At 31.0% G+C, this 16,157-nt stretch carries 10 protein-coding genes; 2 read left to right on the plus strand and 8 right to left on the minus strand.

The window, feature by feature from the left end; all coding sequences use genetic code 11:
- Window position 1 precedes the first annotated feature (1 nt).
- Window positions 2-1,012: a metal-dependent transcriptional regulator gene (locus JOP69_RS10265; protein WP_203394255.1), complete on the minus strand. Its 1,011-nt coding sequence runs from the start codon at window positions 1,010-1,012 to the stop codon at window positions 2-4.
- The gene (locus JOP69_RS10270) at window positions 1,009-1,665 is read right to left on the minus strand and encodes a metal-dependent transcriptional regulator (RefSeq protein WP_203394254.1); all 657 of its coding nucleotides are present in this window, start codon (window positions 1,663-1,665) and stop codon (window positions 1,009-1,011) included. Before JOP69_RS10270 ends, JOP69_RS10265 begins: the two co-directional genes overlap by 4 nt.
- A gap of 103 nt (window positions 1,666-1,768) precedes the next feature.
- On the opposite strand from JOP69_RS10270, the gene JOP69_RS10275 reads away from it, so the two are divergent.
- Complete coding sequence (locus tag JOP69_RS10275) at window positions 1,769-4,006, plus strand: TonB-dependent receptor (protein WP_203394253.1); 2,238 nt, start codon at window positions 1,769-1,771, stop codon at window positions 4,004-4,006.
- A gap of 168 nt (window positions 4,007-4,174) precedes the next feature.
- On the plus strand, window positions 4,175-7,510 hold the full coding sequence (mfd, locus tag JOP69_RS10280; protein ID WP_203394252.1) for a transcription-repair coupling factor: 3,336 nt from the start codon (window positions 4,175-4,177) through the stop codon (window positions 7,508-7,510).
- Between the two features lie 671 nt (window positions 7,511-8,181).
- Here the strand turns inward: mfd and JOP69_RS10285 are convergent.
- The 6 genes from JOP69_RS10285 to JOP69_RS10310 form a co-directional block, all read right to left on the minus strand.
- Window positions 8,182-9,951, minus strand: coding sequence for a DNA mismatch repair protein MutS (locus JOP69_RS10285; protein ID WP_203394251.1), 1,770 nt, complete (start codon window positions 9,949-9,951; stop codon window positions 8,182-8,184).
- 4 nt (window positions 9,952-9,955) lie between these two features.
- Window positions 9,956-10,375 carry a hypothetical protein gene (locus JOP69_RS10290; protein ID WP_203394250.1) on the minus strand — a complete coding sequence of 140 codons (420 nt, stop codon included), beginning with the start codon at window positions 10,373-10,375 and terminating at the stop codon, window positions 9,956-9,958.
- 59 nt (window positions 10,376-10,434) lie between these two features.
- Window positions 10,435-11,514: a HesA/MoeB/ThiF family protein gene (locus JOP69_RS10295; RefSeq protein ID WP_203394249.1), complete on the minus strand. Its 1,080-nt coding sequence runs from the start codon at window positions 11,512-11,514 to the stop codon at window positions 10,435-10,437.
- Between the two features lie 77 nt (window positions 11,515-11,591).
- Entirely contained in the window at window positions 11,592-11,849 is a 258-nt protein-coding gene (locus tag JOP69_RS10300; protein ID WP_203394248.1) for a SemiSWEET family sugar transporter, read from the minus strand.
- 189 nt (window positions 11,850-12,038) lie between these two features.
- On the minus strand, window positions 12,039-15,398 hold the full coding sequence (locus tag JOP69_RS10305; protein ID WP_203394247.1) for a class I tRNA ligase family protein: 3,360 nt from the start codon (window positions 15,396-15,398) through the stop codon (window positions 12,039-12,041).
- A gap of 131 nt (window positions 15,399-15,529) precedes the next feature.
- Window positions 15,530-16,063, minus strand: a complete 534-nt coding sequence (locus tag JOP69_RS10310; RefSeq protein WP_203394246.1) for a DUF2911 domain-containing protein — start codon at window positions 16,061-16,063, stop codon at window positions 15,530-15,532.
- Window positions 16,064-16,157: the final 94 nt, after the last annotated feature.

Below are 16,157 nucleotides of genomic sequence, written 5' to 3' on the forward strand. Positions count from 1 at the left end.
TTTATGCTTTGGTAATTAAAATTTTAACCGCCTGATCCTTTCTCAAAGCGATGGCTGTTCCTTTAATTAAAAATGCTTTTGGATCTCCTAACGGGTTTAACAGATCTATACTAACCGTTGCTCCTTTTACAAAACCTAAATCTAATAATCTTCGTCTATTTTCTCCTCTACATTCCTTAGAAACACCAATAATTGTTGCTTTTTGGTTACTTTTTAAATTTGATAGACGCAGCGTATCTTTTTCTATTACATCTGCTTTGTCTAAAGAAATCACCGTAATATTTTTTGCTACTATTGGAGGTAATACAAATTGCTCTCCTTCAGATTCAAAAACAATGCGATTTTCACTTATTTCTTTCATATAAACCTGAGAATGTAAATGAATATGTTTTGCTAAAATTTGTTTATAAATACTTGTAGGCTCATCTTCTATATGAATAATTTTCCCAAAATTTAAAATAGGTAAATCTGCAAGTAGCATTCCTTTTTTCTCAGGAACCTTACCTGTCTTTGTTGGTATTGGATCCCCATGCGGATCGTATCTTGGGTTTCCTAAAAGCGTAGACAAATCTTCTACTTCTTCACCTGATAACTCATGTTCTTTTTTCTCTGCCCTACTGTGCCATTCTGTTTTATGAAAACCTGTTTTTTCTGATAAATATTTTTCCCATAAACGATGCGCCCTCACAATTCTTAACGCATACTCATCTCCGTCTTCGGTTAATGAAAAAAGTTCATGTTCTTTCTTTACCAATCCGGTTTCTAACATAGTATCAATACTTTCTAATAATAAACTATGACTAAAATCTAGTTCATTAAAAATAGTATTTATGGATGTTTTGGGATCATGATACAAAAGTTTTAAAACATCTTCAATAGCTGTTTTTTCTGTTTCTTTACGAGCTTTTAAATATTTAAAAAAGAATCCTTTTTTAGGATTAAAAATAAAATATAAGACTAAAATAACGCCAAAAAACACTAAAAGCGCTACTATTGGGTTGTAGGTATTCATATTTTTTTAATATATAAATTGTTAGCTATTTTGTTTGAAATTGATAATTTTTTATCATCAATCTTAATTGAAACTGAATCATCAAAATCTTCTTTTTCGATTACAGTAAGTTGCTTTCCTAACGTAATTCCTTTTTTATCTAAGAATTTTAAAAATTCGGATGAAGAATCGTCTACACCAACACAAACTCCACTTTCGTTTTTTGACAATGTTGATAATAAACTTTTCTCGATTGTTTTTAAATTCCCTTCTTTATCCGGAATAGGATCTCCATGAGGATCATGCGTTGGAAAACCTAAAAAGGCATCTAATTGTTCTATTAACTTTGGAGACTTAATATGTTCTAACTGCTCTGCAACATCATGTACTTCATCCCAAGAAAAATTTAACTTATCTACAAGAAAAACTTCCCAAAGTCTGTGTTTACGTACAATATTTGCAGCAGTCTTCTTCCCTAAACCAGTTAATTTAACTCCTTTATACTTTATATAGACAACAACTTCCTTTTCAGATAATTTTTTAATCATATCTGTAACAGAAGAAGCTTTTGTTTCTAATTTTTTAGCAATAGCATTTGTACTGATTCCTTTATCAGCATCTAACTCTAAATGATAAATTGCTTTTAAATAATTTTCTTCTGAAAGCGTAAACATCTACAAATTTTATAATACAAAGATATACTTTTTATTTTTAATAAATATATTTTTAGTCTAATCTAAAAATATATTTATATTTGACGAAAATAAAATTAATAAGATGAGAAAAATATTGTATTTCATATTGCTTTTAAGCGCCTTTACCACCTATACACAAACAAATAGTATAAAAGGAAAAGTTACATCTAACGGAGAGGCTTTACCTTATACAAACGTATATTTAAAGAGATCAACACTAGGAACGTCTTCTAATGAAAATGGTTTTTACTTACTTAAAAATATCCCAAACGGAAAGTATACAGTTGTAATTAGCTCTGTGGGTTTTAAGACAAAATACATTAAAATCAACTTTTCTGGCAATCAACATATTGTTAGAAATTTTTCTTTATCAGAAGACAATTCTCTTGAAGAAATTGTTATTTCTGGAACTTTAAAGCCAGTAACCAAAACAAATAGCCCAGTTCCGGTAGAGGTTTATAGTAAAACTTTTTTTCAGAAAAACCCAACTCCTTCTATTTTTGAGTCTTTACAAAATGTAAATGGCGTAAGACCGCAATTAAATTGTAATGTTTGTAATACTGGAGATATTCATATTAACGGTTTAGAAGGTCCTTACACTTTTGTTTTAATTGATGGAATGCCTTTAGTTAGTGGGCTTTCTACTGTTTATGGGTTAACCGGAATTCCGCAGGCTTTAATAGAACGCGTAGAAGTTGTAAAAGGACCTGCTTCTACTTTATATGGTTCTGAAGCGGTTGGTGGTATTATAAATATTATCACTAAAAAACCAGCTAATTCACCTGCTTTAGCTACAGATACTTTTGTTAGCTCTTGGGGAGAAGTAAATGCAGATATTGGTTTACGTTATAAATTATCAGAAAAAACACAAGGTTTACTGGGTGTTAATTATTTTAATTATCCGAATAGAATCGACAATAATAAAGATGGTTTTACAGATTTAACACTCCAGAATAGAATATCTCTTTTTAATAAAATCAATATTAAAAGAAAAAGTAACAAAGCATTTACAATTGCCGGTAGATATGTATACGAGGATCGTTGGGGAGGAGAAACAGATTGGGAACGCGAATTTAGAGGAACCGATATAAAATATGGTGAAAGCATTTATACCAATAGATGGGAAACTTTTGGAACCTACCAATTGCCAACATCAGAAAATATTAATTTTCAGTTTAGTGCAAATGGGCATTACCAAGATTCTTATTACGGCACAGATGCTTATGATGCAAAACAACTCATAGCTTTTGGTCAGTTTATATACAACAAGCAATTTAAAGAAACTCACGATTTTACTTTAGGAATAGCTTATAGATATACTTTTTATGATGATAACACCTTTGCTACTTTTGAAGAAGATGGAATTACAAACAAAGCATCTGTAACTCATTTACCAGGTGTTTTTATTCAGGATGAGATAAGTTTAAACAAAAACAACAAATTACTTTTAGGTGCAAGATTAGATTATAATAGTTTACACGGAAGTATTTTTTCTCCAAGAGTTAATTACAAATGGAATTCTAGAGATAATTCAGATATTTTTAGACTGAGTGTTGGTAATGGTTTTAGAGTTGCCAATGTTTTTACAGAAGATCATGCTGCTTTAACCGGAGCAAGAAAAGTAGAGTTTGATGGAGAATTAGACCCTGAAACTTCTTGGAATGCCAATGTAAATTATGTAAAAAAGTTTTATCCAGAAAATTCTTTAATTACTCTAGATTTTAGTGCTTTTTACACCCACTTTAATAATAGAATTTTACCTGATTACGAAACAGATTCTAACAAAATTATTTATGCAAACTTAGATGGTTTTTCGGTTTCTAAAGGAATATCACTAAATACAGATATTACATTTTTAAATGGTTTAGCTGTTAATGTTGGAGCCACTTTAATGGATGTATCAATAACAGAAAACAATATTAAAACAAGACAATTACTAACAGAAAGCTTTAGTGGAGTTTGGTCCATTTCATACAAATTCAATAATAACTTTACTGCAGATTATACAGGAAATGTTTACGGACCCATGCGTTTACCTCTGTTAGGAGAAAATGATATTAGAGCAGAATATTCTCCTTGGTATAGTATTCAAAACATTCAAGTAACCAAAAAATTTAATAATAGTTGGGAAATTTACGGAGGTGTAAAAAACATATTAAACTTTACACCTGCTGCAAATAGTATCAATAATTCTAGCAATCCTTTTGATGTTGGTATCGATACAGAAAAAAATCCAGAATTAGCTTTCGACCCAAGTTATGTATATGCGTCCAACCAAGGTGCAAGAACATTTATAGGATTGAGATATACCTTATTTTAAAATAGAAATAATTACATCCATATTGACTCGTCATTTTATTATAGATGAAAAAGTAGGTTGCATTTTCTTTTTTGAGTTAAAGAAAATACATTGTATTACCCAAGAAAACAAAGTAGTTAATGGTATATTATACCTTAAGATATTACATTTGCATAAAATAGTATTCCGTTGAGTAAGCAGAACATTGTAAATCAATATCAAAACGCTGCGAATGTATCGCAGATAATTAATCAACTTCAACAAGACAAAAACCATTTTCAAATATCGAATTTGGTGGGTTCTTCGTTGTCTTTTGTTATATCAGAAACTTTTAAAAAGGCAGACAAACCGTATCTTCTAATCTTTAATGATAAGGAAGAAGCCGCTTATTACCTTAACGATTTAGAACAATTGTTAGGTGAAAAAAATGTGCTTTTTTATCCAGGATCCTACAGAAGACCTTACCAAATAGAAGAGACTGATAATGCAAATGTTTTATTACGTTCCGAGGTTTTAAATCGAATTAATTCTCGTAAAAAACCCGCAGTAATTGTTACCTACCCAACTGCTTTGTTCGAAAAAGTGGTTACTAAAAAAGAATTAGAAAAAAACACACTTAAAGTAGCGGTTGGAGAAAGTTTGTCTTTAGATTTTGTAAACGAAGTTTTATTCGAATACAAATTTAAACGAGTAGATTTTGTTACGGAACCGGGTGATTTTTCTGTTCGTGGAGGAATTATAGATGTTTTTTCTTTTTCTAATGATGAACCCTACAGAGTTGAATTTTTTGGTGATGAAATAGATAGTATTCGTTCTTTTGATGTAGAAACACAATTATCTAATGAGAAACTGAAAAAGGTTTCTATTATGCCAAATGTAGAAAACAAAACGTTACAAGAAAACAGAGAGAGTTTTTTGAAATACATTTCGCCTAAAACAGTAATTTTTGCAAAAAACATCGATTTAATTACCGGAAATCTAGATAAGTTTTATCAAAAAGCTGAAGAAGCTTTCCTAGATTTATCCAAAGAAATAAAACACGCAAAGCCCGCAGAGTTATTTTGTGATGGAAACTTTATCAAAAATCAAATACAAGATTTTTCACTGATAGAAATGTCTCCTCGAACACAAACGAAAGATCTTTCAGAAATTAAGTTTAACACCATAGCACAACCTTCTTTTAATAAACAATTCGATTTATTAATAGAAAATTTAGAAGAATATCATAAGGCAGAATTTACCAATTACATTTTTTGTGCAAACGACCAACAAGCAAAGCGTTTTCACGATATTTTTGATGATGCGGAACAAGAGGTTCATTATGAAACGGTTGTTTTTCCTTTATATCAAGGTTTTGTAGATGTTGAAAACAGATTGGTTTGCTATACAGATCACGAAATTTTTGAGCGTTACCATAAATTCCGATTAAAAAACGGATACGCAAAAAAACAAGCAATTACCCTTCAGGATTTAAACAAGCTTGAAATTGGAGATTATGTAACTCACATGGATCACGGAATTGGAAAATTTGGTGGTTTACAAAAAATCGACGTTCAAGGTAAAAAGCAAGAAGCTATTAAATTAGTGTACGGAGAAAGAGATATTTTATACGTAAGTATTCACTCGCTTCATAAAATATCTAAATTCAACGGAAAAGATGGTAAAGCACCTAAAATTTACAAACTAGGTTCTGGTGCTTGGAAAAAAATCAAACAAAAAACCAAAGCCAGAGTTAAACATATTGCCTTTAATTTAATTCAATTATACGCGAAAAGAAAGCTGCAAAAAGGATTTGCTTTTGGCCCAGATACACACATTCAGCATGAGCTAGAAGGTAGTTTTATGTATGAAGATACGCCAGATCAATTTACATCTACCCAAGATGTGAAAAATGATATGGAAAAAGAACAACCCATGGACAGATTAGTCTGTGGTGATGTTGGTTTTGGTAAGACAGAGGTTGCAGTAAGAGCTGCTTTTAAAGCGGTAGATAACGGTAAACAAGTGGCAATTTTAGTACCAACTACCATACTTGCATTTCAACATTATCAAACATTTACAGAGCGTTTAAAAGATTTTCCTGTAAGAATTGATTATCTAAATCGTTTTAGAACGGCAAAACAAAAAACAGAAGCCATAAACGGAGTAAATGACGGTTCTGTAGATATTATTATTGGTACACATCAACTAACAAACAAACGATTACAATTTAAGGACCTAGGTCTCTTAATTATAGACGAAGAGCAAAAATTTGGTGTTGCTGTAAAAGACAAATTGAAGACTTTAAAAGAAAATGTAGATACTTTAACCCTAACTGCAACGCCAATTCCTAGAACGTTACAATTTAGTTTAATGGCGGCAAGAGATTTATCTGTCATAAAAACACCACCGCCAAACAGACATCCTATAGAAAGTAATGTCATTCGTTTTTCGGAAGAAATCATTCGAGATGCAATTGCTTACGAAGTTTCTCGTGGAGGACAAGTTTTCTTTATTCATAACAGAATAGAAAACATAAAAGAAGTTGCTGGTTTATTACAAAGATTGGTTCCGTCGGCAAAAATTGGAATTGGTCACGGACAAATGGAAGGTAAAAAACTAGAGGGATTAATGCTTGGTTTTATGGCTGGAGATTTTGATGTTTTGGTTTCTACAACTATTATTGAAAGTGGATTAGATGTACCAAATGCAAATACTATTTTCATTAATAACGCCAACAATTTTGGATTGTCAGATTTACACCAAATGCGTGGTAGAGTTGGTCGTTCTAACAAAAAAGCATTCTGTTATTTTATCACTCCTCCGTATCACATGATGACCGATGATGCCAGAAAACGTATAGAAGCGTTGGTTTTATTTTCTGATTTAGGAAGCGGAATTAACATTGCCATGAAAGATTTAGAAATTCGTGGAGCAGGAGATTTATTAGGTGGCGAGCAAAGTGGTTTTATCAATGATATTGGGTTTGATACCTATCAGAAGATATTGCAGGAAGCCATTGAAGAATTAAAAGAAAATGAATTTAAAGAACTCTATCCTTCAGATAATTCTAAGCCTAAGGAGTTTGTTAAAGAAGTACAAATAGACACCGACTTCGAAATTCTTTTTCCGGATGATTATATCAATTCAATCACAGAAAGGTTGGCTTTGTATAATAAACTAGGCGTGCTAAAAACCGAAGAAGAACTACAAGTTTTTGAAACTGAAATTATAGATAGATTTGGAGAATTCCCAACACAAGTAGAAGATTTATTAGATTCTGTACGTATAAAATGGTTGGCAAAAGAGCTTGGTTTAGAAAAAGTTATTCTAAAACAAAAAAGAATGATGGGATATTTTGTATCAAATCAGCAAAGTGAATTTTACCACACAGATGCATTTACGCGCATGTTAAAATACGTGCAACTAAACCCTAAAAGTTGCGTAATGAAAGAGAAAGAATCTAAAAACGGATTGCGTTTATTAATTACTTTTATAAGAATTGATAGCGTAAAAACAGCTTTGAGTATTTTACAAAAAGTGTAATTTTATTTTTTGAAGCTATTTCCCACTGGAATTTATCTTGAGCGGAGTCGAAAGGCTGTATCTTTTTGCCGAAAAGGCAAAAAGGATGCCGTTTCAATCGGGGCTAAACTTGTTTGCTAGCTTTAGTTTATGATGTTTGTCATTTCGAACGTAGAGAGAAATCTCATCACGTTACTCAGGTTTGTGTTATCACTGATATGTGACTTCTCATTGCATTCGAAGTGACAATTGTTGCGGGTTTGAGCGATTCACTCTACCTTGTCTTTCCATACAGTTTGTCTTTTCGACCTTTTTTGGGAGAAATCTCATAAAGTAGCTCAACATTACGTACTTACTGTTATAGGACTTCTCAATTCTTTGAAGTGACAATTGTTGCGGGTTTAAGCTATTCATTCTACTCTATCTTCCCACACAGTTTTGTCTTTTCGACCTTTTGGGAGAAATCACATAAAACAGCTCAACTTTGTGTTTTCACTGTTATGGGACTTCTCAATTCTTCGAAGTGACAATTGTGGTGGGTTATTATACGTTCTCAATAAACACGCAGTTTGTCATTTCGACCCTTTTTGGGGAGAAATCTCATAGGGTAGCTCAGTTTTGTGTTATCACTGTTATGCGACTTCTCACTGCATTCGAAGTCACAATTCTATATTATTTATCGAATCAACAACCTAAATAATTTCCATTTTCTGCAGCAAAAAAGATGCATTCATGTTTTTACAAATACCGTTTTTTAAGGTATAATCGAAATACAATTCGTCATCTATAATTTCTGCATCGAAATAGTAATTTTTAATATCTGTAAACTCATTTTCTAATTCACATAAACTCACATCGTGTGTTGCAATGATTCCTGTAGATTTCGATTTTGTCAATTTTTCAACAAACTTTTTAGAACCAATTGCCTTGTCTTTACTGTTGGTTCCCTTTAAAATTTCGTCTAAAATGATAAAATAATCTGTCGTTTTAATTTCATCAACAATAAATTTTAAACGTTTTAATTCAGAATAAAAGTACGACTCATCTTCCGTTAAAGAATCTGTAGTTCGCATACTTGTAATCAGCTTAATTGGCGAATATTTAAAATTTTCTGCACAAACAGGCAAACCACAATTTGCCATTACAATAGACAAAGAAATAGTTCTTAAAAAAGTACTTTTACCCGCCATATTTGCACCAGTAACAATAAAAAATTCTTCTTTGTTAATCGTAAAATCGTTGTCAATTCTTTTTATTGCATCTAACAACGGATGTCCTAAATTAGTAGCTTCGACCACTTCTTTATCACCTGTAATTTCTGGAAAAACAAATTTTGTATGATTAAAGTGAAAGTTTGCCAACGAATTCTGAGCATCGAAAAAAGCAACAACAGAAAACCATTTATCTACCGTGTGTTTGTAATTAGTAATCCATTTTTCTACATTAACTGCATTTCTAATATCGAGTAGAAAGAATCCATTTCCAAAAAATGCAATTACAAGATTATTACGTTGATCGAAAGCATCTAAAACTTTAGAAAATTCTTTAAAAATAGTTGAAGCTTTTTTATCTTCAGAATTTATAATTGCTTGTTTTTCCTTTAAAATGGTTGCCGAAAATCCTTCTCCTTCAATTTCATTTAACAACACATGATATTGCTTAAAAGTTTCTCTTACTTTATCTGTATCGGCATATAAATTACTGGTTTTTTTAACAAAGGCCGCACTGATAAAAAGGCCAATAAAAAACCAAATTACTAAATAAGTAAAAGAAAGAAAACCGAAAGAAACCAAACCGATAAACACTATTGAAAGCACAGAAAAAACAAGTTGAATTCCCTTTAAAAACGTAGGCAGAACAGCTGTGTAATTCTGAACCCAACTTACAATAAAACCAGACGTATCTTTTGTGGTGATTAAGCTTGCCAAAGCAGCAAAATGTTGCCTCCATTTTACTTTTGTTGCTAATTCCTTTATGGTGTTTTGCTTCTCTACAATTTCATTCGTTTTATTTTCCGTAAACGTATTTGCAAGTAGTTTCTTTCCTTCCGAAGTAACCGTTCTATTTAAGTATTGAAAAAAAGAACCAACACCAAATAAATCGATATCATTGCTATAATAATGCATTGGATTTACAAATTCTTCACCAGATTCTAAATGATGAAACTCTCTATTTAAAACTTGTAATTCTGTTTTATTGATGTTAATCTTAGCTTTTATGATGGCTCTTTCTCTTTGTAAACTAACGTGTTTTACAACTAAAAAACCAAATAGTAAAATACCTAAAAAAGCAATAATAAAAACATCTGGGTATCTACCAAATGTTAGATATATTAAAAAACAGGTAGTTAAAAAGACTCCAAACCTAAAAACACTTAGGTTTATAGATTTCTTTTTTAAAAGGGTTGCTTCTTTTTCTAACTCTAACTTTATTTCACTATAAAAATCAAAAGGATTTTTCATACTACTAATTTCTTTCTAAAAATTTAATTTCTAAGTTTTTGGCTAAATCTCTACCGTAATCTACTGCATTATCTATTTCATCAAAAATAGCAATCTTGTATCTTTTATTTCTAACGTCCCAAATATTTACCTCACATTCTTCTCTTACATTTAAAAACGTAGACACTCTATCTAATTTTCTTATTTTTTGCCATTTTCCAAAACCAATAGGCCCAATCAAGTAATAACGCCTAAACTTCATTTCTAAAAAATTAAAATGAATGTTTTGATTTAAAGAGAATTTAATCCCAAAAAAAATGGTAATAAATATAGAAAACATACCTGTTCTCATCTGAACAGCTTCACTAATTTGAATATAGTTTTCATTTAAATAAAATCTCTTATAAAAAAGATATAAAGATAAGGAGAAAAAAAATGAAGCCATTATACGGTTAAACACCGACCTTTTCCCAAAAGAAATTAAGACGTCATTTTTATCCATAATTACTTATAAGCTGAAATCCCACCAGACAAACTTAAAACGTTTAGTGCTGGATATTTATTCTTTAACATTTTTGTTGCTCGGTAACTATTCATCCCTCTTTGGCAAACCATAACATAGGTTTTATTAAAATCAATCTCTATTTTATCTACATCAAATTCTTGAATAGGAATTGTTTGATGAACATCAAAAGGTAATTGTAGATTTGGTAAAACTGCGATCAATTCTAAATTTGTATCTCCTAATCTTTCCTTTAACTCTACTGATGAAATTTGCCAATCAGAATTTTGAATAGAGCAAGCAATATCAAAATAGGTTTGTATTTTAAATAAATTAGCAATCTTATCTTTTAAAACGGTTGGTTTTAATTTCATTTTTAACTGTGTATTTTGCAACGAATTGTAAATCAATAATTCATTTGCTAACGGTTTTCCAATTCCCGTTATCAACTTTAAAACTTCATTTACTTGTTGTGCAGCAATTAAACCAACAATAGAGTTCATGGTTCCTGCTTCGGAACAATTAGGTACATCCGTTGCCATTTTAGGAAAAGCGTCTCTTAAATTTGCGGAATACGTTCCGTCTTGCTGTAACACATTAAAACTTGCCACATAACCATCGAACTTATACAAAGATCCATAGACCAAAGGTTTGTTTTTGATGACACAAGCATCATTTAACAAGTATTTTGTGGGTAAAGAATCTGTACCATCTACAATAATATCAAACTGTAAAATCAGCTCAAAAACATTTTCTTTGGTAATTGGTTTGTTGGTAAAAGTAACTTCTGTAAAAGGTGCTCTTTTTTTTAAAAATTCTGATAAAACGGCTGCTTTTGGTTTATCTACATCATCTAGAGCATAAAACACTTGTCTGTGCAAGTTAGATATATCGATAGTATCAAAATCTACCAAATGTATTTTTCCAATTCCGCTTGCGGCTAAATACACCGCAATCGGACTACCTAATCCGCCACAACCAACCACCAAAACAGCAGCGTTTTGTAGTTTTTGTTGCCCAACTTCACCTATTTCAGATAAAGTAATTTGACGCTTAAAAAGTTGATTTTTTGTGATACTCATTGAGGTGACAAGATAGTTAAATAAAAAAGTCATTACAATTATTGTAATGACTTTTGAATCTATATTAAGATATTTTTTTATTTATACTTTATTTTCATGAGTAACAAATATAAAGTTAAGGATGCCGTAATTATATTGGCTAAAATGATAGATAAACTGTTTATGTAAATACCATAAATTAACCATAAAATTACTCCCGTAAAAAAAATGATATACATGGACAAAGAAAGTCCGGAAGTATCTTTAGTTTTATATGTTTTAAAAACTTGTGGCAAAAATGATGTTGTTGTAAAAACTGCTGCCACTAAACCAATAATCTCATGAAAATCAATCATTTTTTTTGTTTTACTTAAATAGATTCTTAATTCTTTCTTAGTTAAGAAAAATTAAGAATCTATAAAAAACTTATATCTAATCAGATTTCTCAATCACCTAAAAAGGCTCATTTCGAAATGACACTTATTATTTTCATTCTTAATCCCCAAAGAAACCACAAACAAGCGAATACCTAGAAAGGCTGCCCTTTAGATAACTATGTTTATAATTTTACCAGGAACAATAATTACTTTTTTAGGTGCTTTACCATCTAATTGAGCAATTGTTTTCTCGTTTTCCATTACTATTTTTTCTATTTCTTCTTTTGATAAATCTAAAGGAAGTTCTAACGTAAAACGCATTTTTCCGTTAAAAGAAATCGGATAGTTTTTAGCGCTTTCTACTAAATGACTTGCTTCAAAAACAGGAAAATCTGCTGTAGAAATAGATTCTTTATTTCCTAATAAACTCCATAATTCTTCTGCAATGTGAGGTGCATAAGGAGAAACTAGAATTACTAAAGGTTCTAAAATTGCACGTTTGTTACATTTTAAAGCAGTTAATTCATTTACAGCAATCATAAAGGTAGAAACAGATGTATTAAAAGAGAAATTCTCGATATCGTCTTCTACTTTTTTAATGGTTTTATGTAATGTTTTTAACTCGTCTTTTGTTGGAGCGGCATCAGAAACTTCAAAATTATCTCCGTTAAAATACAGTTTCCATAATTTCTTTAAGAAAGATGAAACTCCAGAAATACCAGAAGTTTTCCAAGGTTTTGCTTGTTCTAAAGGGCCTAAAAACATTTCGAATAAACGTAAACTATCTGCTCCATATTCTTCGCAAATAGCATCTGGGTTTACCACATTGTATTTAGACTTAGACATTTTTTCTACTTCACGTCCTACTTTATAAGCTCCGTCTTCTAAAACAAACTCAGCATTTTTATAATCAGCATTTAAAGCATGATTTTTAAAACCATCCACATCTAACTCATCAGATGCATTTACTAAAGAAACGTCTGCATGTAAAGCCGTTTTAGTAATCATTACCAAATCTGCAAAATTAGGATCTAAAAACTTATTATCTAATAAGTGATTTTTAACAACCGTTTCAAATTCATCATCAGAATTAAATGCATTTTTAGATACAAATACAGTTGGTATTTTCTCTAAAACATCATCCATAGATTTTTCATCAGAACAACCACAACCATTCTTTACAAAAGCTGTTGCTTTGTAAACAAAAGCAGAAGTTCCTAAAATCATTCCTTGATTAATCAGTTTTTTAGCAAACTCATCTACAGGAACAATTCCTTTATCGAACAAGAATTTTTGCCAAAAACGAGCGTATAATAAATGCCCTGTTGCATGTTCAGAACCTCCAATATATAAATCTACTTCTTTCCAGTAATCTAAGTTTTCCTTGCTTGCAAACTCATTAGAGTTAGTAGCATCCATGTATCTGTTAAAATACCAAGAACTACCTGCCCACCCAGGCATTGTATTTAATTCTAAAGGATAAACAGTTTTGTTTTTTAACTTATCATTAGAAACAACTTTCTTTCCACGAGAATCCCAAGCCCATTCTGTTGCATTCCCTAAAGGTGGTTTTCCATCTTCAGTTGGCAAGTATTTTTCTACTTCTGGCAATACGATTGGCAAATGTTCTGCGTCAATCATTTGCGGCATTCCGTCTTTGTAATATACTGGGAAAGGTTCTCCCCAATAACGTTGTCTACTAAAAACAGCGTCTCTTAATCTATAGTTTATTTTTCCGTAACCAAAGCCACGTTTTTCCATTTCGAAAATGGCTAATTTTAATGCTTTTTTATATTTTAATCCTGATAAAAAATCTGAATTTGCAATCTTTGTTCCGTCTTTTCCGGTATGTGCTTCTTCAGAAATATCTACACCTTCAAAAATATTAGGAATCGGAATTCCGAAATGTTTTGCAAAATCGTAATCACGCTGATCTCCACAAGGCACAGCCATAACTGCTCCTGTTCCATAATTGGCTAACACATAATCTCCAATCCAAATTTGAACCTTTTCACCAGAAAAAGGATGAATTGCATACGCACCTGTAAAAGCACCAGAAATGGTTTTTACATCTGCCATTCTATCACGTTCACTACGTTTTGCTGTAGCGGTAATGTATGCTTCAACTTCTGCTTTTTGAGCATCTGTTGTAATTTTAGAAACTAACTCATGTTCTGGAGCCAATGTCATAAAACTTACTCCATAAATAGTATCTGGACGTGTTGTAAAGACATCAATTTTGTAAGATTTCTCGTCTTTTACAATTACTTCTGTTTCTACTGATTTTTCAATCTTTTTTGGAAACTGAATTGCTGTATTAATTGCAGCAACAACTTTTAATACATTTTCAACTACTTCTTCGTTTTTAAAACGAACAACATTAAAACTTTCATTGTTAAAAAATGCTGTTCTTGCTTCTTCATCTTCTTTACCAGAAAATTCAACAATTAAGTTTTTAGCTAAACAAACATAATCTACCAAAAAGGTACCAATTGTATATTTTTTTCTGAATTTTGAAGCTCCTTTTTTATTTTTTAATTCATTCCAAAGCGTTGTTTCTGCTTTCGATAAATTTTGTCTTAATTCTTTTAATGCTTCTAATTCTTTGTAAGATAATTTTACTTCAGAAGATGTATTTTTAGCACCATTATCAACATTAAAAGTAACCATTGCTCCTTGAGATCTTCCAATCCAATTGGTTTGAGAGTCTTTTAAAGGTTGTGGCCAATCAATTTTTTCTAATCCGTCTAAAAGACGTTGTGCATATGCAGAAATACGCATAGACCATTGTGTCATCTTTTTACGAACAACAGGATGGCTTCCTCTTTCTGATACTCCGTTTACAATTTCGTCATTTGCTAAAACGGTTCCTAAAGCAGGACACCAATTTACTTCTGTATCAGACAAAAATGTTAAACGGTATTGTAATAAAATTTCTTCTTGTTCTACTTTTGTAAATACTTTCCATTCATCCGCAGAAAAAGTTTTAATTTCTTCATCACAAACTGCGTTTACAGTTCCATTTCCTTCTTTTTTAAAGATTTTTTCTAAAGTAGAAATATCTTCTGCTTTGTCTGAATCTTTATTGTACCAAGAATTAAACAATTGAATAAAAATCCACTGAGTCCATTTATAATATTCCGGACTAGAAGTTCTCACTTCTCTGCTCCAATCGAAAGAAAAACCAATAGTATCTAATTGTCTTCTATACGTTGCAACGTTTTCTTCTGTAGTTTTTGCAGGATGTTGTCCTGTTTGAATTGCATATTGTTCTGCTGGCAAACCAAAAGAATCATATCCTTGTGGATGCAATACATTAAAACCTTTATGACGTTTGTAACGCGCATAAATGTCACTAGCGATATATCCTAAAGGATGCCCAACGTGTAAACCTGCTCCGGATGGATAAGGAAACATATCTAACACATAATATTTAGGTTTCTCCGATTCATTACTGGCTTTAAAAGTTTGGTTTTCTGCCCAAAATTTTTGCCATTTCTTTTCTATATCTAAGTGATTATATTGCATTCTAATTTCTTTATTTAAGCTGCAAATTTACGTTTATTCTTTGTAAGCAAGAAATTCATTTCTTTAAATTAAATGACATAAAAAAACCGTCTAAATTTCTTTAGACGGTTTCAATTATTTCTTAAATAAAATTATTTAATAGAAACAGAAACTATGGTGTTAGCCCATCCCATTTTTAAGGTCATATCATCTGCAAACATCATAGAAAATGCTTCGATGTTTTTATCTGATGTAGATACCGTACCTGGTACTCTAACAACATCTTGGTCTTCTTTATAAAAATAAGATCCCCAAACATTTTTTGCTGTACTTAAAATTACAACCCAGTCTCCTTCTGCTTTAGGAATAGTAAATAACGTGTAAGTTCCTGCTTTTACTTCCTTACCACCAAAAACAACATCTTTGTAGAAAGTAATTTCTGCAGCTTCATTTGCGCCAGTTCTCCAAACTTTATCTACAGGAGCTAATTTACTTAATTCTCTTCCTTTTAACTGTGGTCTTCCGTAAGTTACTTTTACAACTTTATCTGAAATTTTATAACTACTTGGGTATGCAGCACCATCCATTGGGCTTTTATCTAAACCTTTAAATTCTTGCGCATTTATTCCTGTTGAACTAATTAATGTAATTGCAAAAATTGCAATTGATAAAATAGATTTTTTCATGGTTTGTTATATTTATTTATAATATTAATACTCAAGTCTTCTTAAAAATGAAAACCTTACAAAATTTTTTACAATTTTAGAATTTAATTTAAGT

The sequence above is a fragment of the Polaribacter sp. Q13 genome, assembly GCF_016858305.2.
Taxonomy (GTDB): domain Bacteria; phylum Bacteroidota; class Bacteroidia; order Flavobacteriales; family Flavobacteriaceae; genus Polaribacter.

Coding starts and splice junctions, on each gene's coding strand:
- JOP69_RS10295 (WP_203394249.1), bottom strand. CDS start 11,514: ATGAGTATCACAAAAAATCAACTTTTTAAGCGTCAAATTACTTTATCT.
- JOP69_RS10275 (WP_203394253.1), top strand. CDS start 1,769: ATGAGAAAAATATTGTATTTCATATTGCTTTTAAGCGCCTTTACCACC.
- JOP69_RS10300 (WP_203394248.1), bottom strand. CDS start 11,849: ATGATTGATTTTCATGAGATTATTGGTTTAGTGGCAGCAGTTTTTACA.
- JOP69_RS10270 (WP_203394254.1), bottom strand. CDS start 1,665: ATGTTTACGCTTTCAGAAGAAAATTATTTAAAAGCAATTTATCATTTA.
- JOP69_RS10265 (WP_203394255.1), bottom strand. CDS start 1,012: ATGAATACCTACAACCCAATAGTAGCGCTTTTAGTGTTTTTTGGCGTT.
- JOP69_RS10305 (WP_203394247.1), bottom strand. CDS start 15,398: ATGCAATATAATCACTTAGATATAGAAAAGAAATGGCAAAAATTTTGG.
- JOP69_RS10310 (WP_203394246.1), bottom strand. CDS start 16,063: ATGAAAAAATCTATTTTATCAATTGCAATTTTTGCAATTACATTAATT.
- JOP69_RS10290 (WP_203394250.1), bottom strand. CDS start 10,375: ATGGCTTCATTTTTTTTCTCCTTATCTTTATATCTTTTTTATAAGAGA.
- JOP69_RS10285 (WP_203394251.1), bottom strand. CDS start 9,951: ATGAAAAATCCTTTTGATTTTTATAGTGAAATAAAGTTAGAGTTAGAA.